Raw genomic sequence first — 25,026 nt, 5'->3', positions numbered from 1 at the left:
GCTTTTTGAAATCATTCAATGGAATGCTTAAAAGATAGGGCATTTTTAATTTTGTGAAAATAAAAAGATGCAATTTTATGAATAAATAATTCAACTAAATATTGAATAAATGATTCAAAAATGATATAACTTTATTAGAAATCGGGACATGCAGTAATACAAAACAAAATAATGATAAGGAGAAAGAAGACGATGACAAAAAAAGACGAAATGGACAAGCTCACGGACCAGATTTTAGAAGCAGTTGGAGGGGATGAAAACATTGTAAATCTGACACACTGTCAGACGAGATTGCGTTTTGAACTGAGAGATCAGAGTATTCCGAAGGAAGAGGCAATAAAGAAGCTAAAGGGTGTCGCAGGAGTGGTTGTCAAAGGAAACCAGTTTCAGATTGTAATTGGAACACAAGTAGCTGATTATTACAACAGTATCATCCCCAAGATATCGGCTGTAAATGCTGAAAACAAAGTCAGGGAGGCAGAGACAGATACAAAGAAAGAGCGTGGCTGCAAAGGAAAAATGAATGCCGTGCTGGATTATCTGTCAGGAAGCCTGACGCCAATCATACCGATTCTGCTTGTATCCTCATTGTGTAAGATGGTTGCAGCAGTCATTGGGCCAAGTCTATTGGGGATCGTATCAGATACTACAGATATCTACACGTTATTTAACCTTGCGGGCTCTGTAGGCTTTTATTTTCTGCCAATCTTCGTAGGAAGCTCGGCAGCCAAAAAGCTGCAATGCAGTCAGGCAATGGGGATGCTTTTAGGAGCAGTACTTGTATATCCGGGATTTATCGAGCTGGCAGCAGCGGGAACAAGCTTTTCTGTCTATGGTATTCCATGTAAGCTGCAGGATTATAACAGCACAGTGCTTCCGATTATTTTGACCATCTGGATTATGTCCTACGTGGAGAAGCTTTTTCGAACATTCACACCAAATGTTTTGAAAGTATTTCTGGTGCCTTTAGGAACACTGCTAGTCATGCTTCCATTGGAATTATGTGTTTTAGCTCCCTTGGGATCTGTACTTGGAACCTATATCTGCAATGCAATTATCTCCCTAAATTCCGTTGCAGCACCATTAGCAGTAGCAGTTGTAGCAGCAACATTTCCATTACTGGTAGCAACTGGAATGCATCCTGTATTATTTACTTATCTATTCGTTACCTTCCCACAGTTAGGCTGTGATTCCTTCTTAGAGCCTGCAATATTAGCAGTAAGCTGGGCTTTTGCAGGGGTAACGCTTGCTTGTGCAGTGAAGTTTAAGAAAAAGGATAACAAGGCAATGACCATCAGCTACTTTACCACATGGTTATTGGGAGGAGTGGGAGAACCGATTATTTATGGACTAATGATACCATATAGAACACCGTTGATTGCTACGATGATTGCAGGCGCAATGAATGGACTGATTGCAGGAACACTGCATTTGACCGCCTATATATTAAATACCTCCAATGGAATTTATCTTCCACCGGCATTTGTAGGAGGAGATGCCAAAAACTATATAGCTCTAGTAATCGCAGTAGCCGGTGGATTGGTGTTGGGATTTATTACAATGATGTTCTTTAAGGTGAAGGAGGATTAGCAGAAAGTGAGGGATGCCGAAAATGAACATCTTTAAAACAGAGCGATTATCAGATCACTTAATCAGAATCACGGATATTGCACAGGTATGCTGCTACCTGGTGATTGGAAAAGAGCGGGCATGTCTAATAGATACCTGCCTGGGATACGGTAATTTATTGGAATGTGTAAGAGAACTTACGGAGAAGCCGGTGTTTGCTATATTGACCCATGGACATTATGACCACAATGGGGGAGCGATTCAGTTTGATACCGTTTACATGAATGTGAAGGAACTTCCGGTTTACAAAAAGCATAGTCAACCGCAGTGGAGAGAAGCATTAAAAAAGCAAAATAAGGCAATAAGGAAATTTCAGGAGGAGGAGATAATGCCATATGCGGAACCAACTGGATTTTTGCCCATACACGATGGACAATGCTTTGACTTAGGCGGGATTACTATTCGCATGATTGAGGTTCCGGGACATACACCTGGGATAATGTGCCCGTTGATTTTGGAGGAACGCACGATTATCTTTGGTGATGCATGTGGGGTTGGGGTATTGCTGTTTGATGAATTTTCTTCTACCGTTTCTGAATACAAGAACAGTTTGGGGAAATTAAAGACCTTAGAGGGAGAGTACGACAGGATTTACCGCAATCATGGAACCTTCTGGTCGCCAAAGGAACTATTGGATCATGTAATAGAATGCTGTGATTTGATTCTGTCTGGAAAGGACGACCATGTTCCTGTTATGGAGCACGGATATAAATTATTCTCTGCCCATAAATTATCCGAAGATGGAAGCAGAGCAGACGGCAAAGAGGGTAATATTAAATATTCTTTGGAAAAGGCAGTATAGGAGGGGCATATAACACGTTTGACACTGTGATTGACAAAGTAAAACAAGGCTGGCAGGCAGAATAAATGACGAATTGAATCGTTGTGGAGAGTAATGCTGCTTAAGAGATAGCGTAAAATCAAGTACGTAAGTTTGTTACCGGTAACTTACGTACTTGATTTTACGCTATTTAAAGTTATTAAAATTATGATGACAAACATCAATTCTTCTGGTAACTCTGATGGTACTATTAGTTCATTGTAAAATCATTCGTGTACGGACAGGCAAAGCACTCTGGGCTGCCAGAAGAAAAATGGAGATAGGATTGTGCTGTTTGTATATTATAACGAAAACTAAAATAAAAAAATCTTCCAGTATAATAATATTGACAGAAATATTTTTTGCATGTAAAATGAGATTGCAAGTTTTGCACAGGTTGTCTCCAGCAGCCTGGAGAAAAATAGGAGGAACGTGCAAATGAGAAGGAAGAACAAGTGGAAGCAGTTGTTTGCAGTGAGTATGTCGGTAATCCTTGCGGGCAATATGTCAGAAGCGGCAGCTGCAATGATCGTTGATGGACCGGAGACTTATCAAGCAGTAAACGTCAGCGGGAGAGGCACAGGGATTGCAAAGAATCGGATGGATGTTCCATCTGTTCTCTCTTTACCCAAATTTGAAAGGATTGCTACCGGCAGTAATGCAACGCGGGAGCAGGAATCACCAAAATTGGAAACTGTGGCAACAGGAAGTGATGCGGTGCAGAAGGAAGAATATCCCGCATTTGAAAAAAGCAAAATGGCAGGTGATATACGGATCACAGTCTCTGCTCCAGAAGGAGTATTCCCAAAAGGAGCAGTGCTTCAGGTCAGCCAGGTGACAGGAAGACAGGAAAAAGAAAAGCTCCAAACTGCTGTGCGGGAGGAATTAAAAAAGGAAGGCGATACTAGAAATATTCAGGAATTGCTTGCCTTCGATATTACCATCAGGAATAAAAAGGGACAGGAACTGCAGGCGGATACCAATGCCGGTGAAGTGACAGTTTCGTTTGCAAAGGTAGATATGAGAGCGGTGAAAGAAGGGGAGACACAGCTGGAAGTGTTTCATATGGATGAGAGACTGGAGGAGGCACAAAAGCTGGATTGTATGGTAAATGAGGAGGCACAAACTATAGAAGTACAGGTTGAAAATTTTTCTGTCTATACAGTAAGCTATCTGGGTACCAGCACAAAGGCAAGTCACATGGCTTCACGTCCGAAAGACGGTGTCACGTCTGGTCATCCATTTCCAAAGGGGATCGGGGGCAGCACCAGCTTCCGTATTCCAGCCATGATTACGCTGGCAGATGGTAGGATCGTGGCGGCAGCAGATGCCAGATGGAATACGACTTATGACGGCGGCGGATTGGATACCATCGTATCATGGTCAACAGATGGCGGGACTTCGTGGAATTATACGTTTGCGAACTATCTTGGAGATAACGGAAATTCTTACAATGGAACCAGATCTACTACCTTTATTGATCCGGCACTTGCCACGGACGGAGACAAAATCTATATGTTGTGCGATCTGTATCCATACGGTGTGGCGCTGAATGGGAATAAAGATATTGCACCAAAGGCTGTGACCGGTTTTAATGAAGATGGAAAACTGCGGTTAAAGGAGCGTAATGCAGATGGATCAGATGACAGCTATCAGTTTTATCTGGATGGGGATACCATTTATGCAAAAGATGGAAATGCAGTACCGGGCTATGTGGTAGATGAATATTTTAATATTACAGGAAATGGAGCAGACAGCAATCTGTTCTTCTATGATTCTCCTTATCAGGTCATGAGAACTAGTTACTTTTATCTGACAACTTCCGATGATGGAGGAGAAAACTGGTCAGCACCACAGCTTTTAAATGTTAAAACCGATAAAGAACTGGCATATCTGGCAGCACCTGGCCGCGGCATTGTGACAGAAGACGGAACGATCGTATTTGCTGCCTACTCCTATAAGGGCAGTGAAGCAACACAGAGAATGGATTTTATCTACTCGGAAGATGATGGGGAGAGCTGGAATCGTGTAGAAACAGGAACTCCGGATCAGTGGAGTTCAGAGAGTGCAGTGGTAGAACTGGAGGATGGGACCTTGAGATTCTTTTTCCGAAACGGAACCTCTCATCTTTGCTATGTTGATTATGGAGAAGATGGGTGGGAAAAACCGGTCCAGACCGGTCTGCTTACGAATTCCAACTGTCAGATCTCTGCTGTCAGGTATTCCCGAAAGGAAAAAGGCAGACAGGTATTATTAGTATCCTGCCCAACAGGACCAGATGGACAGGGATCTAACAGCAGTACGGGCGGTTTGGCATCGAAAGGTGGTAAGCGATTGAATGGAAAGATTTTCGTAGGTCTGGTCAATGATGATAATACCATGGAATGGATGAAGGATAAGCATATCCAGGTGAATCAGAACAATGCAGAATTTATGTATTCTTGTCTGACAGAACTGGAAGATGGAAGGATTGCTCTGCTGTATGAGGATCATCAGTCAGGCTGGGGAGCAGGGGCAGATAAATACTATACCATGGATTTTCAGACATATCCGTTTGAAGTGATTCCAAAACGTTACCAGATCACTCTGGAACAGACAGAGGGAGGAATGATTGCCTGTGCTGTAGAGGAAGGAGAAGAAAATACAAAGGCAGAGATCACTGCAGAGCCGTCAGAGTGTTACCGCTTATCATACTGGCTGGTTAACGGAGAGAGGAAAGAAGCGGTTGGAACAGTTTATGAAATCGTATTGCAAGAAGATGTAAAGGTTTCGGCAGTGTTTGAGAAAATACCGGATGGCGGAAACGAAGATGGAGACGAAAAATATCATGATCAGAACTCCGATGATGATGCAGTCAGGACTCCGCCACAGAAAGAGCATGCACCATCCTATGCGTCCAAAGGCAACTGGAACCAGGAGGGTGAAACCTGGAGTTTTATCATGGAAGATGGACAGCTGGCGGTATCCAGATGGATTTGCACAGAGTGGGATGGCGCTTATCAGTGGTACTATTTTGATCAGGAAGGCAAAATGGCAGATGGCTGGATCAATATAGACGGTCAAACGTTCTATCTGGCGCCAGAGTCTGACGGTACCAGGGGACAAATGGTGACAGGCTGGAAGCTGATTGACGGTGTGTGGTATTATTTTAATACAGATTCCGATGGAACAAAAGGCATCTTATTAAAGAATACGGTGACGCCAGATGGATTTTCAGTAGATGAAGAAGGGCGATGGGTTCATTCATAAAAACAGGACTTTTGGAAGTTGTATGAGGATCGTCTGAACAAAGCGAGGGACAGGCAGAGCGGAGGCTTTGCCTGTCCCTTGCTTTGTGGTATACGAATGCTACCAATTTATCATAATAGCTTCTTCTTTCTAGGTGGTGATTATATATTCGTTCCATACCTAACCATGCAGCTTCCTTTACCTTCGGTAAAATAACCGTCGTTCCTCTCGGCTGGCAGATTCATTCAACACGCTGTTTGCAGAAACGGTGTCAGAACAATTACATGGTTCCTGGTTAGCCTCTTTACACTGAATGACGGCAGTGCCGGATTCTATCACTGCGCCGAATGAAATTGGGATTTCAATGCACAAGGTCTGTGTGACAATAAATGTACAGGAGGCTTTGCCGCCTGTGCATTTGCCATCCTGAGTGATCTGGGGCTGGCCGCAACAGGTTGCTTTTACTGTTCCTGGCTTTGCAAAGGGTGTCACCATAACAGGTACGCAGACGGTTTCCTTTTGATAAAATACGGACTCGCAGGATTCTGTACCGCCGCATGCAGGTCCACAAATCATAAGTCCGGTTGCTGTTGTATTACCGCCAAATAAACAGACATTCACCGGTCCTACGGCAAATGGTTCTGCCATAGTAATACATAGGCTCATCTCACCGTCTGTTTTATTGAGTGGAAAATCAAATTTTAATCCGACGCAGCCTGAGGGATTATCCGGCTTATCGGAAGTCTTTATTTCTACATTTTCACCCCATACGGCGGTCTGTGCTTCTCCATTGATGATAACGGAAATACCTGCTATATCGTTCTGAGTAATGCTGCTGCAAATTCCAAGAAGAAAATGACTTAAATCCGCATAATTGGATGTATCCTGCCCTACGCCTTGGACGTCATAACAGAATTTCTGTTTTTGTCCTTCTTCTGGATATAACACAGATTGATTTAAATTCAGAGTAAATACGAAGGGTAAAACTTTGTCTCCGCTAACCTGAGAATAGTCTATCTGATTATTACAAACTGCACGATTCATATATCCGATCCTCTTTTCTTTCTCATTATATAATATACAAAAAATAAGAAAAGGTTCATTTCTGCATTTTTATTTATTAGTTCTCTTTGTGATGTTTATTGGAAAACAGGATTTAAATAAATATGGAAAGATAAAAAACGCATGGCCCTTTGCTGGTTCATGCGTTTTTACTTTCCACAACATATGCTTTACGGCCGGCAAATATTGTTCGAAGCAGAATTATATAAAGTCTGGAAATGTGATTAATCAGAAGACTTTTTTTCGGCAACAGTATAACAGAGAAGCTTGTTTTGGGTAGTCAAAAGTTCCTTTGCCATTAACAGAAGATATTCTTGCGTTTCCGGGATAAGGTGACTGAATATCCTTATAAATTCTTCTTCATGAGGAGATGAGAGAAACATTTCGCCCCGTCCGTTTATGAGCCATTCCTCGGAAACATTAAAGGTCAGGCATATAATTTTAATATATTTTTCAGACAATGGGCGATTTCCGTTTTCTATCATGGAATAGGCCGTTTGTGTTATACCCAGGTATTTGGCAAAATCAGACTGATTAAAATGTAGTGTTTTGCGTATATATTTTAATCGTTGGAGCAAAATGCATTACACCCCCCTTGGTAGCATAATAAGATAAGAATAGCACATTAAACTTTGAAAAGCAATAGAAGGGTAAAAAATGAACTGTGGAACCCATCTATTTAGACTGCCTGTTTAAAACAAAAATATGTGATAAGAAAATGTATAATAATAATATTAAAAAGATTAAGTAAAATTCTCTTGCAACGGGTTAAGAAAACGTTAAAAAAGAAAAAGGTTGTCCGTTTCAAACAGAATCCTAAAATCATATTTTTTAATTATATCATACTTAAACGTAGTATTTATAGTATAAAAACACAAAAACTAAAATATATATTATGATTATTTATGGCGATTTGCCGAAGAATAGAGGATGCGTGATTAATAAAAAATAATTATAGAAAAAAAGGATAAAAAAAAAGAAATATTGACTTTATATATGTTTAGTGATAAAATTATAACACTAAATTAATAAAAATGTAATGAATAATGGCGAACGAATGATAAGGAAGAGGATATGGAAAATTCAAGTCGTACAAATGAAGCAGCTGCCATTTTTAGACAGCTTTCTCCAGAGAATCAGGTCTATTTGATTGCTTTGGCAAGGATGGCGGAAGTGGCGGAGCGGAATGCGAAGAAAAAGAGCACAGATAATGGAGGAAAATGAGGCGGCTATCTGTAGTGGCTTGAATATGGGAGGAAGAAAATGCCGGAAGTATATGGAAACGGAATTGCTTTAACTGAGAAAATACTGGACTTTTTGTGGGGCAGACAGACAGTGACCTTGAACAACATAGCAAATAACGATACACCTGGTTTTAAGTCGCAGTATATGACCTTTGAGGACGAGCTGGATAGAAGATTGTCTGCCGCTAATGGCAGCACAACCATGAAGGGCGGAAGGATGAACGATGCCATCAGCAATACACGGGCAAGTCTGCATACCACCTGGAATGAATCGTCCAGATTGGACGGTAATAATGTCGATATGGATCAGGAGCAGGTGGAGCTGGTTCGTACGGTATATGAATATCAGTTTATGGTAAGCTCCATATCCAATGATATTAACCGTTTGAGAAGCGCGGCAAAGTCATTTTAAGAGATGTATCACAGTATTGCATAAAAAGTGAAAGATGAATGGAGGAAAAGCGATGGAGGCGCTGTTTATAACACCTATAAGAGAATGGGGAAGCATTGAGGGGATACAGGAAGAAAAGACGGCAGTCCTGCCTGGACAAAGCCAGGCAGGGCTGTTTGCTGATGTTTTTCGCAATGCGGTAGAACAGGTACAGGTATCTCAGGCGGATGTAGAGCATAAACAGTATCTTCTGGCTACCGGGCAATTAGATGATGCGCATACCCTTCCTATAGCAGAGGCAAAAGCGGCTCTCAGTCTGGATGTGTTGATTTCTTTGCGCAACAAAGCGATGGAATCCTACAATGAACTTATGAAAATGAGTGTATAATCCGCTCTGTAAAAATTCACAAAGGATAAAGGCTGGTAAAGAACATGCAGGACGTGAGAGAGAATTGGCTGAAAATGCCTCCCAGAACAAGAAATATAATCAAAGTAATCGCTGCGGGTACTGTAGCGATTACTTTGATTGCTGTTATTGCTCTTAATTTAAGTAAAAATAAAGATTATGGCACTCTGTTTACAGGCTTGAATGCCGGGGAGGCCCAGGAAGTGGCGTCCCTTCTTCAGGATGAGGGGATTGACTACCGGTATAACGGTGACGGAACTATACGGGTTCCTGCGGGGCAGGAGGATCAGGCCAGAGCGAATCTTTTAAGCAAGGGCTATCCGAAGAGCGGATTTACATATGATATGTATCTGAACAATTCGGGGCTTATGACTACGGAATCGGACAAGAAGCGGGTATCGTTGTATGAATTGCAGGAGCGTCTTGGAGCTACCATACGGGTGTTTGATGGGGTGCAGGATGCAAAGGTCACGATCGCGGAGGGGGAGGGACAAAAGTATGCTCTGGAGGACGGTGTACAGCAGTCAGCTTCTGCTTCTGCTGTCATTACGATGAAAACCGGCAGCACCCTTACTCCTGACAAGGCAAAAGCGGTAAAGCAGCTTATTGCCCAGGCGGTTCGTGGGATGAATTTCACCAATGTATCGGTTTTTGACGCGGCTACCATGATGGAAGTGGGTACCCAGGAGGAGGGAAGCGAGACAGGATCTGCCATGGATATGACGAGCCTCACCACTCTGGTAGAGAGTAATATCGCAGGCAACGTAAGGAGAGTATTAGAACAGCTTTACGGTCAGGGAAATGTGGCGGTGTCTGTGAAGGGAACGCTGAATATGCAGCGGTTGATTCAGGAAAGCACGCAGTACAGCGTCCCGGATAAGATTGATGAGCAGGATAAGACGGGTCTGCTTCAGCGTGAGGAGACCTCCGGTGAGAGTACTACGGGAGCGAATCAGGCTGCCGGAGGCGTAGTAGGAGCAGACGCCAATGCGGATACCCCGCGTTATACGAATAATAATGGAACGGAACAGATTCAGGAAAATTACACGAATGGCTCTGCTGCCAGGGAATGGCTGTTTAACAGTTTGAAGGAACAGCGGGAGATCGATCCGGGGGTATTGGAGAATACTACGGTGGGAGTAGTCATTAATACCGCTGATAACCAGACGGTAGCCGAGAGGGACTTGGTTAATCTGGTGGCAAATTCAGCGGGCATACCGGTGGATACGGCTGCCCAGAAGATTACTGTTATCCGTGCCCCTAAACTTGCGGATTCTGTGCCGGCGGGGCAGAACGATGCGGCACAGGCAACAAGCCTTCTTCCTATCTATATTGCTTTGGGCGCGGGAGGACTGTTGATTCTATTGCTCGTGATTCTCCTTCTGCTTCAGAGACGGAAAACCCGTATGGCGGAATTAGCAGCTACGGCGGAGGAAGGATTCCTTCCGGACGACCAGCTTCTGGAGGAAGGCGCCGAAGCAGGCGGAGAGGAAATAACGAGAGAAAGCCTGGCAGGAAGCGCGGCTCAGCTTGAAGAGGATGCTGTGGAGGATGAATTTAACCGAAGCGAGGAAATCCTGAACCTTCGTATGCAGCGCAGCCTGAGGCTGAAGCAGAATATAGCGGAATTTGTGGATCAGAATCCACAGATTGCGGCAAAGTTGATTCAAAGCTGGCTCAGGGGAGATAGTGAGGAGGATGGCAATGGCGGAAACCGCAAATCTAATCGAAAAAAATAATACAGCGCCGGAAACAGGCGGCAATGAGATGGTTTTAGATGCAAGAAGCAAAACTGCGATTGTTATCGTATCCCTGGGTGCGGACAGGGCTTCTCAAATATACAAGTATCTGGATGAGGGAGATATTGAGGAGCTTACCTATGAGGTGGCTAAGCTGGGGCGGACTACCAACGTCCAGGTGGAGCAGACGCTGGATGAATTTTACAAGCTCTGCCTGACACATAAAATGATGACCGACGGCGGTCTGGATTATGCAAGAAACGTACTGGAGAAGGCATTTGGAGAAACTACAGCCAGGAACCTTTTGGAAAAGGTATCCAAAACCCTTCAGTCCAAGCCGTTTAACTTCTTTATGAAAGGAGATCCCAAGGCCCTCCTTTCCCTGCTGCAGAATGAGCGCCCTCAGGTGATAGCATTGATCATGTCTTACATGGATGCGGAGCAGGCAGCCCAGATTCTGGAGCACCTTCCTGATGAGAAGCGGATTGCTGCTTTGGAGGGTATGGCCTGTATGGATCGGGTGTCTCCTGAGGCGATCAGCATCGTAGAAGAGGAGATGAAGCGGAAGTTTGCTGCAATTATTACCAGCGAGGATAATATGAACCTGGGTGGAGTGGACTATGTGGCGGATGTTATGAACCATGTGGATCGCAGCAGTGAGAGGAAGATTTTCGAGGAGCTGGACAAGCGCAATCCGGAGCTGGCAAGGGAGATCAAGGACAAGATGTTTGTGTTCGAGGATATTCTGGGGATGGACAACCGTTCTGTACAGCGTTTTATCAGAGATTGCGATACCAAGGATATTGTATACGCGCTGAAAAATGCGGCAGAAGATATGCGGAGCGTATTTTTCACCAATATGTCCAAGCGTATGGCAGATACGGTACGGGACGATTTGGAAATTACGACCAATGTGCGTCTTAAGGATGTGGAGGAAGCGCAGCAGCGTATTGTTAATCTGATTCGCGACCTGGAGGAGAAGGGTGAGGTAATCATCCAAAAGGGAGGTGACGGGGATGACGATATTATCGTCTAACCGTATCATAAAAGAGCCGGAGAAGGAGCCGGGAATTTGGCAATACAATCCTCCCGTTGAGACAGAACAAAAAAAGGAAATTAAAAAAAGCACCCAGGAGCTGCCTTCCGTCCCCGAAGGAGAAGGGCCTGTCTCACAGACGCCAGAAGAGCATCGGCTTCTGGAGCAATGGAACCTGGCGCGCATACAGGAGAAAACCAACGCGATTTTTGAAGCGATCGAGAAAGAACGCCTGAGGATTGTGGAGGAGGCAAAGGAGCTGGCCTGCCAGGAGCAGGAGCGGGCCCGGCAGGCCGGTTATGCTAAGGGCTATGAGGAAGGCCTGCTCCAGGGGGAGAAAAAGGCCATAGCCCAGTCGGAAGCCAGACTTCAGGAGCGGCTTAGCGGCTTTGAAAAAGACATAAAAAAAGCCCTGGAGGCGGTGGAGGAGGCAAAGGAGGCCTGTGTGCATGCTTATCTGGACGAGCTGAAGGATTGTGCCGTGTCTGTGGCGGAGAAGGTCATTCATATCAGCTTAAAATCCAGCGGAGAGGTTATTAAGCAGATGATTGTAGCTGCCACGGAAAAGCTGAAAAAGACAGCCTGGGTCAAGATCTATATTGATAAATTTGACTATGACATGATGATGAAGGCAGACGCAGATGTGATTGACGAGCTGTCTCACCTGTCCGACAACATAAAATTCATTGTGATGGATAAGGAGGAGCAGGGAAACTGCATCATTGAGATGCCGGATGAAATCGTGGATGTAAGCGTGAATACCCAGATGGAGAACATCAAAGACATACTGGAGAATATACGGGTATAGGAGAAGCCTATGTTTGAAAAGATACCGCAGCTGGTTATGAAATCCGAAACAGTCAGCCATATAGGGAAAATTGAGAACGTAGTGGGAATGTCCATGGAGGCTTCGGGGGGGCGCTCCAGCATCGGAGATATTGTAATGATTTACAATGAGGAGCAAAACCGCCAGATGCCTGCAGAGGTGGTAGGCTTTAAAAACGGCAAGATTCAGCTTATGACCTATGAGGCTACCAGCGGTATTACATCAGGAAGCTTTGTGCGCAATACAAGGCGGAGGTTGAAGGTGCCGGTAGGAGATTTTCTGAAGGGGCGTATTATTAATGCCTTAGGAGAGCCCATTGACGGCAAGGAGGTTTTTAAGCCCTCCAGGACATACACCGTGAACAGCCCCTATACCAACCCTTTAAGCAGGCCCCCTATCAGGGAACGCCTGGAGTTTGGCATCAAGGCCATTGACGGTCTTAATACCATAGGAAAGGGACAGAGAATCGGTATCTTTTCCGGTTCGGGAGTTGGAAAAAGTACACTTATGGGGATGATTGCCAAGAATGTTAAGGCGGACATCAATGTAATCGCTTTGGTGGGCGAGCGTGGAAGAGAGGTTCTGGAATTTGTCCAGAAGGATCTGGGAGAGGAGGGAATGAAACGATCCGTTCTGGTGGTGGCTACCTCCGACCAGCCTGCTATGCTGCGGATGAAATGTCCTTTAGTAGCTACTACCATTGCGGAGTATTTCAGGGATCAGGGCTGCGATGTGCTTCTGATGATGGATTCCCTTACCAGATATGCCATGGCTCAAAGAGAAATAGGGCTGGCAATCGGAGAGCCTCCCATTGCGAGAGGGTACACGCCTTCCATCTATGCGGAATTTCCCAAGCTGCTGGAGCGCAGCGGAAACTTTGATAAAGGATCGATTACCGGTGTCTATACCGTACTGGTGGAAGGAGATGACACCAATGAGCCTATCGCTGACACGGTAAGAGGTATTTTAGACGGGCACATTGTTCTTAGCAGGCAGCTGGCAAATGAAAATCATTTTCCCGCCATTGATATAGGAGCCAGTATATCCAGACTTATGGTGGAAATCGTCTCACGGGAGCATCAGAGAACCGCCTCCAGATTGCGGAATCTTCTGAGCATTTACCAAAAAAACGCGGATCTGATATCCATAGGCGCTTATAAAAAGGGAAACAATGCGGCTCTGGATGAGGCAGTATCCAAAATAGATTCCATAAATGCATTTTTGAAGCAGGAAATATGGGAACGCTTTTCATATGAAGAAGTCCTGGGGCTTATGGAGAATATTACAGGCTGATTCTGGGGGAACAAGGGATGAAAAAGTTTCAGTATAGACTGGAGCCGGTTTTAAACTATCAGACGCAGGTTCTGGATAATCTAAAGGTAGAGCATGCGGTGATTGTACAGCGGGTAAACAGAAAGCAGAGTGAGATTGCAGGCTTAAACCGGGAACTGGAGGGGTTTGAAAGCGAGTTTGACCAGGTTAAACAGGCTGGGGCGTCCATTACTGATTTCCGGCTCTTTGACATGTGCATCGGCCGTATGGAGGAAATAATCCGTGAGGAAGAGGAACGGCTCCGCCTGTTAAAGCAAAAAGAGGATGAGAAAAAGAAGGAGGTAATTTCCGCAAAAGTGGATACCTCCAGGTATGAAAAAATAAAGGATAAAAAGAAGGATGAGTACCTGAAAGCGGAAGCGAAGGCCCAGGAGCTGTATATCGAGGAATTTGTTTCCAATTCTTCGGTGGCATTTCGTCATCAGAACCGGGGCTGAGGAAAGGTAATCCCAGCTTGAACAGGCTGTTGATTATAAATTTACTATCAGGAAAGGAGGAAACATGGAAAATGTTGTAAAAATGCTGGTTCGAACTCCTGAAAGGACAGAGCCCAGACAGGCGGCCAAAGGAGACTGTGGGCCAAAGGATGACTTTGACAAGCTTCTCAGGGAAAAGACAAAGCTATCTGAAAAGGGAGATCCAATCAGCGACAGACAGACGCCTCAGACGCTTTCCGGCCATGAAAAAGAGCCCTTAAACGATCCGGATAGATCGGTAAAGGATAAACATGTACATGCAGCAGATAAGGCTGAACAGACTTTGGGGCAGTCGGATTTAAATTTGCTGCAGGCATCGCTGCCCTATCAGGCTTTGGCGCTGGTTCAGAAAACGGATGAGCAGCCTGTGGATGCAGCAGCGCTTAAGCCGGAAGGAAAAACGCTGGTTACGATTCAAGAAACCGGTTTTCCTGTAAACAACCAGGGAGGCACAGTTATTGCGCCGTCAGAAATCCAAGAGGAAACCCTTCAGGCTGTCCCGCAGGCTGACAATGCGCATAAGGAAACGAAAGCGCCAGCGCTCCCTGTGGAAAATAATGGAGATACAGTAGCCGATCAGATGGTAAAAATGAAGCCTGCACATGGAGCAAAGAAAGAGACGGAGAGGAATCAAACAGGCGAGGAGACCGGGGAAATCTTCAGAACAGCCGCCAATCTGCAGGCAGGAGAGCAGCCGAGAGCTGCGGGAAACAGCCGGCAGCTGTCTGCGGTTCGTCAGGCAGAGCCAGGACAGGAGCAAGAGGGAGGACATATCCGTATTCTGACAGGGAAGGATAGCCTTCCTGAGGATCTGGGGAATGCTCTTACTTCGGGATTGCTGCAGAGGAAGGGAGAGCTGACAGTAGAGCTGGAGCCGGCGTCTCTTGGAAAGCTGACAATCAAGGTTGTCTATGAGGGCGGCAGAGCTGCGGTTTCGATTGCAGCCTCAAATCCCAAAACTCTGGAGATGCTGAATCAGAAGGCTGGCGAGCTGGCTGGAATCCTGGAAGAAAAAACCGGTCAGGCTACCATTGTGTACACCCAGGGCGCTCATCAGGAACAGGGACAGTACCCCGCAGATCAGGAAGGGCGGGGAGCCGGATACGACAGGCATCAGGAGAGGGAACAAAAGAGGCAGGAATCAGACAACTTTGCCCAGCAGCTCAGACTGGGATTGGTGTAAGGGCAGAAGGGAGAAATATGGCAGACAAGATAACAGCCAGCGGAACCAGCAACCCGTATATCGGAAATTCCTATACGGTTGAGGCCAATGACAAGAATACGATTACAATGAACAGCTATTTTAAGCTGCTTGCGGCGCAGCTGCAGAATCAGGATATGACAAATCCCATGGATAACAGCGAGATGATGGCCCAGATGACTCAGATGGCCATGGTACAGTCCATGAGCGCTATGACTGAATCGATCAGCACATCCACGGCTGTCAGTACGCAGACTTATGCGGCCGGACTGGTTGGGCAGAGAGTGACGGTAGCGGTGACAGAAACCAATGCCTACGGTCAGGATAAAGGGGTAGATGTAAAATACGGAGACGTGGAGTCTGTAAACTTTGTGGGAGGCACACCTGTGTTTCGTCTGAAAGGTGATGATAAGGACTATCCCTTAAGCTATCTCCTGGGCATGGGAGAGATCCCCAATCCTTATGATAAGAAGGATGGAAACGAAGAAGGAGATAAAGAGGAAGGGGCCAACGGAAACAATAGAGCTAACGGCATAAATAGCGTCAATAATAACAGAAATGCCTGGTTGGCAGGAGGAACAGGACTTATTTAGGACAGGGCAGACAGAAGGTGCTGCAGGAAAGGGATGTATATGAATGTAAATGGGGTGAACGGGCTGGACAGCAGTCGGTTCTGGAACCACGGACTAAAATCAGGACTTCCGGGAGGCGAAGGCAGAGGCGCATCCTTTGAGGAACTGCTCCGAAATAAGAGCGCAGAGGATGGACTGAACTTTTCCAAGCACGCCAGAAGACGCCTGGATGAACGGGGAATCGATATCGACAGCAGGCTGATGGAGCAGCTGGAGCATGCCGTTGAGGGAGCCCGCAAAAAGGGTGCCAAAGATGTGGCGGTAATCGGCCCGGAGAATATTTTTATAGTCAATGTACCAAATAACACTGTGGTGACAACCATATCCCAGCAGGATATGAGAGAGAAAATATTTACCAATATTGACAGTGCCGTTTTGATGTAGCAGGACCTGAAACAGGATGCGCATTCCGTCCGTCCTGATGTGAAGGGCGGAGAACGGCGGAAAGGATGACACATATATGTTAAGATCAATGGATTCTGCGGTAGCAGGACTGAGAGCCCATCAGAACAAGATGGATGTAATCGGAAACAATATTTCCAATGTTAATACCTTCGGCTTTAAATCCCAGACCTACAGCTTTAAGGAGGCTATGTACCAGACCTCCACTGCTTCCACAGGAGGCGTGGTCAGGGATACCACCTCTGCCGGCGGTACAAACGCGGCGCAGTACGGCTATGGCACCATGATGGGTTCCATCGCTATGGATATGACCAGCAGTACTCCCTCCTATGTGGGAGGCTTTAACGCCTGTATTGATGGGGAAGGTTTTTTTATCACTAAGGCGGTAGTAGGGCCGGACGCAGGCTATGGGGTGGACAAGATGAAGGCCTCCGGCTTTGATTATACCCGCGTAGGCCAGTTCCAGATTGACAGCAACGGTTATCTGGTGGACGCCAATAAGAATTTTGTGTATGGGTTTAGGAGACGTGCTGATGATACGGATGCAAAGCCTTTGGAGGATAATCTTAAGCCTCTTAAGGTGCCGAAGGATTTAAACTTCGCTTATGATGGTGACGCGCTCCAGCTAAAGGATGTTCAGGTTAACAGCGCGGGGGAAGTGACCGGCACGGTAGTCTCTACCGATGCGGCTCAGGACGGCAAGACGGTTTCCCTCGGAAAGGTAGCCATCGCCACCTTCCAGAACCCCAACGGCCTTACAAAGAGCGGAGGCGGCTATTACAATGCGTCGGACAGTGACAACACCGGAGCCAGCTCAGCCACCATACCCGGCGGCTCCACCTCTATGCTTATGACTGGCTATCTGGAAGCCTCCAATGTGGACCTGGCCAAAGAGTTTTCAGAGATGATCACCACGCAGAGAGGGTTTCAGGCAAATTCCAAGATCATTACAGTCAGTGACGAGATGCTTGCTGATCTGGTTAACATGAAGCGGTAAAAATGATGAAATGGCCGTATGGACAGGATCAGGATATGGCAGACCGGGCCAGAGAGCTTAGGAGGAGCCGGATGGAAGCTGAAAAGCGGCATCCGGCTGCCGGGCAGAGCATCAGCAGGTCTGAAGAAAACAGGGAGAGAACGATGATTGAAGCAACCCGTTTGAATGGAGAAAAAATCTATCTGAATCTCATTCAGATAGAAAGCATGGAAAGTATTCCGGAAACAAAAATCAAGATGATGAACGGAGATTATTTTCTGGTGAAGGATTCTGTAGATTCCATCATTTATCAGATGAAAGCATTGGCAAACAGCGTGCTGACATTTAAAGATAAAATCAGATAAATATTAATTCTCGCAGGAGGACAACAACATGGATTTAACAACGCTGATTGGCATTGTGTTAGGCGGAATACTGATCGTATGGGGAATTGGACCGGTAAATCTGGGGAATTTCGCAGATACCTCCAGTGTACTGATTGTTGTAGGAGGAACGCTGGCTGCGGTAATTGCAAGCTATCCTTTGCGGCTGCTGATGGATATTCCTAAGCATATGCTGGTGTTGATGAGGGGGAAGAAATACAATATTCCAAAGCTGGTAGATCAGATTGTGGATTTGGCGATGATAGCCAGACAGAGCGGACTTCTGGCTTTGGAGGAGAAGGCGGATGAAATTCAGGATCCCTTTTTCAAGCAGGCCGTGCTTATGATTGTGGATGCCAATGACCCTGATAAGGTGCGCTACATGTTGGAGCGGGAGATGGATGATATGATGACCCGCCATGATGAGGCGGCGGGCATCTATGAGAAGGCTTCCGCTTTTGCCCCTGCTTTTGGAATGATAGGAACGCTGGTAGGCCTTATTAACATGCTAAAGCAGCTGGGACTGGACAGCGGAGAGGCCAATTCCAGTCTGGGTCAGGATATGGCAGTAGCTTTGATTACTACATTTTACGGCTGTGTACTCTCCAATCTTCTCTTTCACCCCATTGCTAAGAAGCTGAGAATCCGCCAGGAGGAGGAGGAGCTTTACTGCTCCACGATTATTGAGGGTATCATTGCCATCCAGGGCGGTGAAAATCCGAAGTTCATACGTGAGCGCCTTCTTTCATGTATGAAACAGTCCCAGCAGAAAAAGCTTCTGCTGAAGGCCGGTAGAGAGGAGAGGCGCACAGAAGGAGGCATCGGAGAAGAGGCATGAAAAAACGTAGGAAATCTGCGCCGGACGGCGGCGGTAACTGGATGGATACATATGGGGATATGGTCACCCTTTTGCTTACCTTTTTCGTGATGCTCTATGCAATGTCCAGCTTAAACCAGCAAAAATGGGAGGTATTTGTAAAAAGCATCTATCCTGATGTTAAGGATCAGGAGCAGATAGCGATTAATGAACATCCCAATGAAGGAACATATGATGTTAGCGGCACGATGCAGATCAATACAGAGCTTCCTGAGAATGTGGATATTAATAAGCTTTATCTGACGCTGGCTCAGAGACTGGAGGAATATGGAGTAAGCGGAGCCACTGTGTCCAGAGGAGAGAATTATACTTTTATACAATTTCAGGATCAGGCCTTTTTTGATGGAGAAAGCTCGGTGCTGACAGCGGAGGCTAAGAATGTACTGGATATTTTCTGCGATACCATTGCGCCTGAGGCAGATCAGATTGGACAAATACAGGTTATGGGCCATACATCTCAGGGGGATCCTAACCGGCCTAATAATCCCCGGACGGATCGGATGCTTTCATCCCTGAGATCGGCGGAGGTAAGCGCCTATATTCAGGAAAAAAACATCATTGATCCAGGAAAGCTGGTAGGGGTAAGCTACGGACAGTTCAGGCCCGTGGCTACCTTTGAGACAAGGGAAGGAAGGGCTGAAAACCGGCGGGTGGAAATTCTGCTCATTGATGCAGATTCAGATACCACTAAATCACTGAATGATTACTATGAAGAGGTTTACAATGGGGCAAATGCCGATAAAACCATTGTTACCGGTGGAGACGGATTTACGGCTGTTGAGAGCAGTCCGGAGAATGTAGCCAGTTTGCTTCCCGAAAGCAGCGCTTCTGCGGAACAGCCTCAGACAGTATCGGAGCAGCAGCCTCCAGCAGGTGAGGCGCCAGAATAATAAGGGAAAAGGTGGCATTTAGCGATGGCAGACGTATTATCTCAAAGCCAGATTGACGAGCTTTTGCGGTCCATGAACGATGAAAAGACGGAGCCGCATAAGGAGATGCAGAACAAGAAGGCTGAGACAGTGGAGAAAGATTACAGCAAGTATGACTTTTACAGCCCCAGAAAGTTCACCAAGGATAAAATGAAAATTCTCACAAGTATATTTGAGAATTACGCCAGAATTATCACATCTCAGGTGAACGGTATTTTCAGGGTAATGACGGATATTACAGTCATAGAGGTTCAGGAATGCCGGTATTATGAGTTTGTGAACTCTCTAAATGAAAATTCCAGTGTGACGCTGACGGATGTCTTTGTGGAGGAGCATAACAAGAATCTGGTTCCTCTCATGCTCTATATAAGCCCTGGCATGGTCATCACGCTCATTGACCATATGCTGGGGGGGTCAAGCGAAGCTGTTAAGGTGGAGGAGGGATACCGTTATTCAGATGTGGAAACGGCCCTTTACAAGAAAATATCTTCCCATCTGGTTCAGGCCTTAAAGGATGGCTTTTCCAATTATCTGAATGCAGAATTTAAAACGCAGAGAATTGAAGAAAATCCCAGCATGATTCAGGACGTGGGACTGGATGAGACAGTAGCCATCATTCATTTTAATGTGGATCTTGCCGGCCTGGCTGTTGAGCGCATTAAAATATGTATGCCTGGAACGCTTCTGGAGTACATGTTCCGGCTGATAGATAATCGCAAGCACATAGCCAGAGGATATGCCTATGAGGATAACCGGGAAAAGATTTTTGAAAATATCCGCCATTCATCACTCCCCGTTACAGGACAGCTTGGCAGGGTAGGACTTGAATTAAGCGATATTTATCACCTCAAGGTGGGCGATGTAATTGATATGAATAAGCCAAAGGACAGCGAGGTAAAGCTGTTTGTGGGTAAACAGTCCTGGTTTTCCGGTACCATGGGCATTTACAAAAAGAATGTTGCGGTTCGGATAAACAGAAGGTTTTACGGAGAGGATGAGAAACGTTCAGAGGAAACAAAGCCTCTGGAAGAAGTGCAGGAAGTCTCCGATTAAAGAATATTCGTAGAATGAATCATTAGATAGAAAAGTGAGGAAAGCAAAAATGGCAAAGATTATGCTGGTTGACGATGCTGCATTTATGAGAATGATGCTGAAAAAGGCACTGACTGAGAGCGGATACACAGATTTCGTGGAAGCACAGGACGGGGCTGAGGCAGTGAAAAAGTACGGTGAGGAAAATCCGGATCTTGTAATTATGGACATTACAATGCCTAATATGGACGGCCTTCAGGCATTAAAGAAAATCCGGGAGTCCGATCCCGACGCAAAGGTAGTTATGTGCACCGCGATGGGGCAGGAAGCGATGGTTGTGGAAGCGATTAAATCAGGAGCGAAGGATTTCGTTGTGAAGCCTTTTAACGGAGAGCGGATTGTTCAGACAGTAAGCTCCATTCTCGGCAAATAGTTCTTATTATTACAGGAGGAAGCAGCATGGCTTTTTTAAGTTCATTTGATATTAGCGCCTCAGGAATGAGCGCCCAGCGCATCCGCATGGATGTGGCTGCTGAAAATATTGCAAATATCGATACAACCCGGACGGAGGCAGGCGGAGCATACCGCAGAAAGGACGTTCTTTTTGAAAGCTATGGATCAGAATCCTTCAGCCAGGCGCTGCGCAATGCGTCTGAGGGAAAAGGCTTTTCCAGCAGGAATGCCGGCGTGAGAGTTTCCGGGATCATAGAGGATACCAGAGAGATGAAGCGAGTGTATAATCCGGGACACCCCGACGCAGATGGGGAGGGCTTTGTGACTCTTCCGAATGTAGACCTTCTTAAGGAAACGGTAGACAGCATGTCGGCCACAAGGTCTTATGAAGCGAATGTCACGGCGTTGAATGCAATGAAGCTGATGGCGCAGAAAGCTCTGGACATTGGGAAATAGGGTTCAGATAAGTAGATAATCAGGAACAAAAGGAGATGAAGCAATGGGCGCTAACAGCTTTAATGAGATGGAGATTGATGCGATAGGCGAGATTATGAATATCAGTCTCGGAGCCTCAGCTACAGCAGTGTCTACACTGCTGGGGGCAAAGGTCAACATAACTACGCCGGTGGTACAGATTCAGACAAAACAGGAATTTGAATTCAAGCGGCTGGAGCCTGCGGTTGGTGTGGAAATATCCTACACAGAGGGCCTGGAAGGCAAAAACATAATGGTATTTAGGCGGGATGACGTCCGGATTATTGTGGGAATGATGATAGGACAGGAAATATCCCAGGAGGATTTTCAGCTGGATGATATTAACATCAGCGCTATCTGTGAGGTAATGAACCAGATGATGGGCTCCTCCGCCACTGCGATGTCGGAATTCCTGGGCAGGACAGTCAATATCTCAACGCCCCTGTCCTCTGAGATAACAGATACGGAAAGCTTTAAGGAAAGCTACTTTGCGGAGGAATCCAGCATGGTTATTGTCAGATTCCAGCTGGAAATTGTAGGGACGCTGAAAAGCGAATTTATTAATATGATTCCTATTCCTCTGGCAAAGCACCTGCTGGTGCCCTTTAAGGATACAATTGTGGCAGCGGAAAAAAATGCGGAGAGTGAAATAAGGACTGCGGCAGAGCTGAAGATGGCTGAGACGGAGCAGGAAAAGCAAAGAGCTGTGGAGGAGGAAATGGAAAGCTCCAAAGAAGAGGCGCCGGAAGCACACCAGCCGGAGTCTTCAGAGCCTGTCCAAGAAGAACCGGACGCTGCTAATAAAGAAGCAGAAAGCCCGTCTGTGACAGAGGTACATATGGAAGCTGAAAAGCCGAAGGAGACAGAAGCTTGTGCTTCAGCCGGCCAGAGCGCCCAGCCAGGTACAGCCTGGATGCCTCAGCCGGGTATGCAGCCGCCTGTCTATGGTTATCCGGCTCCTGGAGATCCTGCCGTGCTTCAGCTTCTGGCGCAGATGCAGCAGACCCAGGTACAGATGATGGAATTGATGAAGAACATGGGGAAAGAGGGGAAAACGGCTCAAAGCAGTTCCATTATACGGCCTGTAAACTCACCTCAGCTTGCGGGAGATATGGATGAGGGAGAGGAAGAGAAGGCGAACCAGGAAATGCTTATGGGCGTTCCTCTGGAGGTTTCCGTGGAAATTGGACGCACAAAGAAGCTGGTGCGGGATATTCTGGAATTTACCCAGGGTACGTTGGTAGTCTTAGACAAGATGGCCGGAGAGCAGGTGGATTTGTTTGTCAATGGACAGTGTATTGCCAGAGGCGATATTGTGGTGGTAGAGGACAATTTTGGAATACGAGTGACTGAGATTGTTTCCAACGGGCTGAATGCGGAGACCCTGCAATGACAGATGGAAGCTATATAACTCTTTTTCAGTCTATTCTGATGCTGGCTTTGGTTTTAGCTCTGGCGTACTGGTGCAGCCGTTTTCTGGGAAAAGGCTGGAACCGGTATTCAGGAAGCGGACGCCTGAAGGTGCTGGATCAGATCCAAGTTGGACAGGATCGGAGGATTCTGGTTTTAAAGGTAGGAGAGCATTGTTATCTGGTAGGAGTAAGCCCTGCCGGTATTCAGCTTATAGATCGGCTGGAGGATGAGCCTGGACAAGAAGCTTGTGAGGAGGACACCGGTAAAGCCCCTGCGGATTTTAAGCAGCTTTTAGAAAAGAAGCTGGGGGCCTGGCGGAAGAAAGGCGGAGGAGACAGATGAACAATCTTCTAATGCAGCTTAACGGCGGAAATGTACCGGCTTTGGACCTGGTGTTCATGCTGACTTTAGTGGCATTGCTGCCGTCGATTGTTATAATGATGACTGCCTTTACCAGGATCATCATTATCCTCTCATTTACAAGAAATGCCATGGGAGTTCAACAGACTCCGCCCAACACGGTATTGGCAGGAATGGCCCTGTTTTTGACCCTTTTTATAATGAGTCCGGTGATTAGCCAGATTAATACAGAGGCCTATCAACCCTATTTGCGTCAGGAGATAACCCAGACAGAGGCAGTGGAACGGATGGTGGTTCCAATGAAGGACTTCATGCTGAGAAATACAGAAAAGCAGACACTGGACAGCTTTGTTGGGATGTCTAATACGCAGCCAAAGGAAAATGCTCAGGATTATCCTCTGACCGTAGTGATTCCTGCGTTTATGACAAGTGAACTGAAGGTGGGGTTTACCGCCGGCTTCCTGATTTATCTTCCCTTTCTGCTGATTGACGTCATCGTATCCACTACCTTGATGTCCATGGGTATGGTAATGCTGCCTCCGACGATGGTGTCGATGCCCTTTAAGCTTTTGCTGTTTATTTCCGTAGATGGGTGGCAGCTTCTCTTTGGAAATCTTATAAACAGCTTTAACCACTAGGGGGAGAGAAAGGAGAAACTATGACAGATCTACAGATACTGGATATCCTCTATCAGACTTTTCAGCTGGCCTTAAAGCTGTCGCTGCCTTTTCTGCTTGTGAGCATGGCTGTGGGAGTGCTCATATCCATTTTTCAGGCGGCCACTCAGATCAATGAGCAGACTCTGACCTTCGTGCCTAAATTCTTGGCCATTCTTGCAGTTATGGGCTTTTTGGGAAGCACTATGCTGGTTATGATGCAGGATTTCACAAAACAGATTTTCGGCATGATAGCGGGAGGTTAAAGGCTGATGTTTATACTTTTCTCCCTGATTGTGATGCGCATGAGCGGAGCCATTGCGCTAAATCCCCTTCTGGGAAGAAGCAATGTTCCCATCAGGGTGAGGACAGCCTTTATCTTTGCTCTTTCTCTCCTGCTTTATGTAGGAGTGGGGGGGAGCCTGGGACATGAGCCTGTGGGGATGCTGGAATATGGGATGATGCTTGTGAAGGAGCTGCTTTTCGGCTTTGCCCTGGGCTTTACCATGGAGCTGACCTTTCTTGTAGTACGTTTTGCCTCATCTGTGATGGATTATTCCATGGGACTTTCCATGGCGCAGATATACGATCCTCAGTATAACACACAGATGACTATCAGTTCCGGATTGTTCTATGCATTTTTGGCTCTTTTGTTTTTGGCGGTGAACGGACATGTGCGTCTGATTGCCATGTTTTTCTCATCGGCTTATCTGATTCCCTTCGGGGAGGTGACTTTACGTCCTGAGCTGACTGAGGCTATGATGGGCTTTTTTTCTACCGCCATTACAATGGGGATGCAGTTAGCCTTTCCTTTGGTAGCGATGGAGCTGATTGCAGAAGCTGCCGTAGGTATCCTGATGCGTATTATACCTCAGATCAATGTGTTTGTAGTGAACTTTCAGGTGAAGATAGTAGTGGGACTGATGATTCTGGTGATGATGTTCAGTCCTATGGCAGATCGTTTGTATACGGTAATCGGAACCCTGTTTACCGATATGCAGCAGGTGGTGCGTTTAATGATGCCATAGAATTGAAAAGGGGGCGGGAGC

General features: G+C 46.2%; 28 protein-coding genes. 26 read left to right on the top strand and 2 right to left on the bottom strand.

Annotated features, from left to right (window positions below):
* The first annotated feature begins 192 nt into the window (after positions 1-192).
* The 3 genes from FYJ39_RS12675 to FYJ39_RS12665 all read left to right on the top strand — a co-directional run bounded on the left by FYJ39_RS12675 (position 193) and on the right by FYJ39_RS12665 (position 5,698).
* Positions 193-1,590 carry a PTS transporter subunit EIIC gene (locus FYJ39_RS12675; RefSeq protein ID WP_207708701.1) on the top strand — a complete coding sequence of 466 codons (1,398 nt, stop codon included), beginning with the start codon at positions 193-195 and terminating at the stop codon, positions 1,588-1,590.
* Between the two features lie 22 nt (positions 1,591-1,612).
* Positions 1,613-2,431 carry an MBL fold metallo-hydrolase gene (locus FYJ39_RS12670; RefSeq protein ID WP_154472827.1) on the top strand — a complete coding sequence of 273 codons (819 nt, stop codon included), beginning with the start codon at positions 1,613-1,615 and terminating at the stop codon, positions 2,429-2,431.
* A 456-nt stretch (positions 2,432-2,887) separates the two neighbouring features.
* Positions 2,888-5,698, top strand: a complete 2,811-nt coding sequence (locus FYJ39_RS12665; protein WP_154472826.1) for an exo-alpha-sialidase — start codon at positions 2,888-2,890, stop codon at positions 5,696-5,698.
* A 177-nt stretch (positions 5,699-5,875) separates the two neighbouring features.
* On the opposite strand, the gene FYJ39_RS12660 is transcribed toward FYJ39_RS12665, so the two are convergent.
* A complete protein-coding gene (locus tag FYJ39_RS12660; RefSeq protein WP_195840431.1) occupies positions 5,876-6,721 on the bottom strand; it encodes a hypothetical protein in 846 nt (281 codons plus the stop codon).
* A 242-nt stretch (positions 6,722-6,963) separates the two neighbouring features.
* Positions 6,964-7,317: a helix-turn-helix domain-containing protein gene (locus tag FYJ39_RS12655; protein WP_154472824.1), complete on the bottom strand. Its 354-nt coding sequence runs from the start codon at positions 7,315-7,317 to the stop codon at positions 6,964-6,966.
* A 496-nt stretch (positions 7,318-7,813) separates the two neighbouring features.
* Here FYJ39_RS12655 and FYJ39_RS20525 point away from each other — a divergent pair, with 496 nt between their 5' ends.
* The 23 genes from FYJ39_RS20525 (at position 7,814) to FYJ39_RS12545 (ending at position 25,005) form a co-directional block, all read left to right on the top strand.
* Positions 7,814-7,963: a hypothetical protein gene (locus tag FYJ39_RS20525; protein WP_195840430.1), complete on the top strand. Its 150-nt coding sequence runs from the start codon at positions 7,814-7,816 to the stop codon at positions 7,961-7,963.
* 39 nt (positions 7,964-8,002) lie between these two features.
* The gene (flgB, locus tag FYJ39_RS12650; protein ID WP_154472823.1) at positions 8,003-8,395 is read left to right on the top strand and encodes a flagellar basal body rod protein FlgB; all 393 of its coding nucleotides are present in this window, start codon (positions 8,003-8,005) and stop codon (positions 8,393-8,395) included.
* Between the two features lie 52 nt (positions 8,396-8,447).
* Entirely contained in the window at positions 8,448-8,762 is a 315-nt protein-coding gene (locus FYJ39_RS12645) for a flagellar hook-basal body complex protein FliE (protein WP_154472822.1), read from the top strand.
* Positions 8,763-8,806: 44 nt separating this feature from the next.
* A complete protein-coding gene (locus FYJ39_RS12640) occupies positions 8,807-10,519 on the top strand; it encodes a flagellar M-ring protein FliF C-terminal domain-containing protein (protein ID WP_154472820.1) in 1,713 nt (570 codons plus the stop codon).
* The gene (fliG, locus tag FYJ39_RS12635; RefSeq protein WP_154472819.1) at positions 10,485-11,555 is read left to right on the top strand and encodes a flagellar motor switch protein FliG; all 1,071 of its coding nucleotides are present in this window, start codon (positions 10,485-10,487) and stop codon (positions 11,553-11,555) included. The genes FYJ39_RS12640 and fliG overlap by 35 nt, the downstream gene beginning before the upstream one ends.
* Entirely contained in the window at positions 11,536-12,363 is an 828-nt protein-coding gene (locus tag FYJ39_RS12630) for a FliH/SctL family protein (RefSeq protein ID WP_154472817.1), read from the top strand. Before fliG ends, FYJ39_RS12630 begins: the two co-directional genes overlap by 20 nt.
* 9 nt (positions 12,364-12,372) lie before the next feature.
* Entirely contained in the window at positions 12,373-13,674 is a 1,302-nt protein-coding gene (locus FYJ39_RS12625; RefSeq protein WP_154472815.1) for a FliI/YscN family ATPase, read from the top strand.
* Positions 13,675-13,691: 17 nt separating this feature from the next.
* Positions 13,692-14,150, top strand: a complete 459-nt coding sequence (locus FYJ39_RS12620; RefSeq protein ID WP_154472814.1) for a flagellar FliJ family protein — start codon at positions 13,692-13,694, stop codon at positions 14,148-14,150.
* A 64-nt stretch (positions 14,151-14,214) separates the two neighbouring features.
* The gene (locus tag FYJ39_RS12615) at positions 14,215-15,372 is read left to right on the top strand and encodes a flagellar hook-length control protein FliK (RefSeq protein WP_154472812.1); all 1,158 of its coding nucleotides are present in this window, start codon (positions 14,215-14,217) and stop codon (positions 15,370-15,372) included.
* 17 nt (positions 15,373-15,389) lie between these two features.
* Positions 15,390-15,983, top strand: coding sequence for a flagellar hook capping FlgD N-terminal domain-containing protein (locus FYJ39_RS12610; RefSeq protein ID WP_154472810.1), 594 nt, complete (start codon positions 15,390-15,392; stop codon positions 15,981-15,983).
* Positions 15,984-16,022: 39 nt separating this feature from the next.
* The gene (locus FYJ39_RS12605; RefSeq protein WP_235919830.1) at positions 16,023-16,406 is read left to right on the top strand and encodes a TIGR02530 family flagellar biosynthesis protein; all 384 of its coding nucleotides are present in this window, start codon (positions 16,023-16,025) and stop codon (positions 16,404-16,406) included.
* A 76-nt stretch (positions 16,407-16,482) separates the two neighbouring features.
* Complete coding sequence (locus FYJ39_RS12600) at positions 16,483-17,421, top strand: flagellar hook-basal body complex protein (protein ID WP_154472807.1); 939 nt, start codon at positions 16,483-16,485, stop codon at positions 17,419-17,421.
* Between the two features lie 2 nt (positions 17,422-17,423).
* Positions 17,424-17,765, top strand: a complete 342-nt coding sequence (locus tag FYJ39_RS20940) for a flagellar FlbD family protein (RefSeq protein WP_235919829.1) — start codon at positions 17,424-17,426, stop codon at positions 17,763-17,765.
* A gap of 28 nt (positions 17,766-17,793) precedes the next feature.
* Positions 17,794-18,621, top strand: a complete 828-nt coding sequence (locus FYJ39_RS12590) for a motility protein A (protein WP_154472806.1) — start codon at positions 17,794-17,796, stop codon at positions 18,619-18,621.
* Complete coding sequence (locus tag FYJ39_RS12585; protein ID WP_154472805.1) at positions 18,618-19,550, top strand: OmpA/MotB family protein; 933 nt, start codon at positions 18,618-18,620, stop codon at positions 19,548-19,550. The genes FYJ39_RS12590 and FYJ39_RS12585 overlap by 4 nt, the downstream gene beginning before the upstream one ends.
* Positions 19,551-19,574: 24 nt before the next feature.
* The gene (locus FYJ39_RS12580) at positions 19,575-20,642 is read left to right on the top strand and encodes a flagellar motor switch protein FliM (RefSeq protein ID WP_154472804.1); all 1,068 of its coding nucleotides are present in this window, start codon (positions 19,575-19,577) and stop codon (positions 20,640-20,642) included.
* 49 nt (positions 20,643-20,691) lie between these two features.
* Positions 20,692-21,054, top strand: coding sequence for a response regulator (locus FYJ39_RS12575; protein WP_154472803.1), 363 nt, complete (start codon positions 20,692-20,694; stop codon positions 21,052-21,054).
* A 26-nt stretch (positions 21,055-21,080) separates the two neighbouring features.
* Positions 21,081-21,530 (top strand): flagellar basal body rod protein FlgC, encoded by a 450-nt coding sequence (flgC, locus tag FYJ39_RS12570; protein WP_154472802.1) that lies wholly within the window; start codon positions 21,081-21,083, stop codon positions 21,528-21,530.
* A 43-nt stretch (positions 21,531-21,573) separates the two neighbouring features.
* A complete protein-coding gene (fliN, locus tag FYJ39_RS12565; RefSeq protein ID WP_154472801.1) occupies positions 21,574-22,941 on the top strand; it encodes a flagellar motor switch protein FliN in 1,368 nt (455 codons plus the stop codon).
* A complete protein-coding gene (fliO, locus tag FYJ39_RS12560) occupies positions 22,938-23,303 on the top strand; it encodes a flagellar biosynthetic protein FliO (RefSeq protein ID WP_154472800.1) in 366 nt (121 codons plus the stop codon). Before fliN ends, fliO begins: the two co-directional genes overlap by 4 nt.
* The gene (gene fliP / locus FYJ39_RS12555) at positions 23,300-23,959 is read left to right on the top strand and encodes a flagellar type III secretion system pore protein FliP (RefSeq protein WP_154472799.1); all 660 of its coding nucleotides are present in this window, start codon (positions 23,300-23,302) and stop codon (positions 23,957-23,959) included. The genes fliO and fliP overlap by 4 nt, the downstream gene beginning before the upstream one ends.
* Before the next feature lie 20 nt (positions 23,960-23,979).
* A complete protein-coding gene (gene fliQ, locus FYJ39_RS12550; RefSeq protein WP_154472798.1) occupies positions 23,980-24,243 on the top strand; it encodes a flagellar biosynthesis protein FliQ in 264 nt (87 codons plus the stop codon).
* Positions 24,244-24,249: 6 nt separating this feature from the next.
* Complete coding sequence (locus FYJ39_RS12545) at positions 24,250-25,005, top strand: flagellar biosynthetic protein FliR (RefSeq protein WP_154472797.1); 756 nt, start codon at positions 24,250-24,252, stop codon at positions 25,003-25,005.
* Positions 25,006-25,026 lie beyond the last annotated feature (21 nt).

The organism is Clostridium porci (assembly GCF_009696375.1).
Classification (GTDB): domain Bacteria; phylum Bacillota; class Clostridia; order Lachnospirales; family Lachnospiraceae; genus Enterocloster; species Enterocloster porci.
The sequence above is the reverse complement of the archived record's forward strand: the minus strand, read 5'-3'. Positions and strand labels throughout refer to the sequence as shown.

Coding starts and splice junctions, on each gene's coding strand:
- FYJ39_RS20525 (WP_195840430.1), top strand. CDS start 7,814: ATGGAAAATTCAAGTCGTACAAATGAAGCAGCTGCCATTTTTAGACAG.
- FYJ39_RS12645 (WP_154472822.1), top strand. CDS start 8,448: ATGGAGGCGCTGTTTATAACACCTATAAGAGAATGGGGAAGCATTGAG.
- FYJ39_RS12575 (WP_154472803.1), top strand. CDS start 20,692: ATGGCAAAGATTATGCTGGTTGACGATGCTGCATTTATGAGAATGATG.
- FYJ39_RS12605 (WP_235919830.1), top strand. CDS start 16,023: ATGAATGTAAATGGGGTGAACGGGCTGGACAGCAGTCGGTTCTGGAAC.
- fliN (WP_154472801.1), top strand. CDS start 21,574: ATGGGCGCTAACAGCTTTAATGAGATGGAGATTGATGCGATAGGCGAG.
- FYJ39_RS20940 (WP_235919829.1), top strand. CDS start 17,424: ATGATGAAATGGCCGTATGGACAGGATCAGGATATGGCAGACCGGGCC.
- FYJ39_RS12615 (WP_154472812.1), top strand. CDS start 14,215: ATGGAAAATGTTGTAAAAATGCTGGTTCGAACTCCTGAAAGGACAGAG.
- flgB (WP_154472823.1), top strand. CDS start 8,003: ATGCCGGAAGTATATGGAAACGGAATTGCTTTAACTGAGAAAATACTG.
- flgC (WP_154472802.1), top strand. CDS start 21,081: ATGGCTTTTTTAAGTTCATTTGATATTAGCGCCTCAGGAATGAGCGCC.
- FYJ39_RS12545 (WP_154472797.1), top strand. CDS start 24,250: ATGTTTATACTTTTCTCCCTGATTGTGATGCGCATGAGCGGAGCCATT.
- FYJ39_RS12630 (WP_154472817.1), top strand. CDS start 11,536: ATGACGATATTATCGTCTAACCGTATCATAAAAGAGCCGGAGAAGGAG.
- FYJ39_RS12600 (WP_154472807.1), top strand. CDS start 16,483: ATGTTAAGATCAATGGATTCTGCGGTAGCAGGACTGAGAGCCCATCAG.
- fliP (WP_154472799.1), top strand. CDS start 23,300: ATGAACAATCTTCTAATGCAGCTTAACGGCGGAAATGTACCGGCTTTG.
- FYJ39_RS12660 (WP_195840431.1), bottom strand. CDS start 6,721: ATGAATCGTGCAGTTTGTAATAATCAGATAGACTATTCTCAGGTTAGC.
- FYJ39_RS12675 (WP_207708701.1), top strand. CDS start 193: ATGACAAAAAAAGACGAAATGGACAAGCTCACGGACCAGATTTTAGAA.
- FYJ39_RS12625 (WP_154472815.1), top strand. CDS start 12,373: ATGTTTGAAAAGATACCGCAGCTGGTTATGAAATCCGAAACAGTCAGC.
- fliG (WP_154472819.1), top strand. CDS start 10,485: ATGGCGGAAACCGCAAATCTAATCGAAAAAAATAATACAGCGCCGGAA.
- FYJ39_RS12590 (WP_154472806.1), top strand. CDS start 17,794: ATGGATTTAACAACGCTGATTGGCATTGTGTTAGGCGGAATACTGATC.
- FYJ39_RS12665 (WP_154472826.1), top strand. CDS start 2,888: ATGAGAAGGAAGAACAAGTGGAAGCAGTTGTTTGCAGTGAGTATGTCG.
- FYJ39_RS12670 (WP_154472827.1), top strand. CDS start 1,613: ATGAACATCTTTAAAACAGAGCGATTATCAGATCACTTAATCAGAATC.
- FYJ39_RS12580 (WP_154472804.1), top strand. CDS start 19,575: ATGGCAGACGTATTATCTCAAAGCCAGATTGACGAGCTTTTGCGGTCC.
- fliQ (WP_154472798.1), top strand. CDS start 23,980: ATGACAGATCTACAGATACTGGATATCCTCTATCAGACTTTTCAGCTG.
- FYJ39_RS12640 (WP_154472820.1), top strand. CDS start 8,807: ATGCAGGACGTGAGAGAGAATTGGCTGAAAATGCCTCCCAGAACAAGA.
- FYJ39_RS12585 (WP_154472805.1), top strand. CDS start 18,618: ATGAAAAAACGTAGGAAATCTGCGCCGGACGGCGGCGGTAACTGGATG.
- fliO (WP_154472800.1), top strand. CDS start 22,938: ATGACAGATGGAAGCTATATAACTCTTTTTCAGTCTATTCTGATGCTG.
- FYJ39_RS12610 (WP_154472810.1), top strand. CDS start 15,390: ATGGCAGACAAGATAACAGCCAGCGGAACCAGCAACCCGTATATCGGA.
- FYJ39_RS12620 (WP_154472814.1), top strand. CDS start 13,692: ATGAAAAAGTTTCAGTATAGACTGGAGCCGGTTTTAAACTATCAGACG.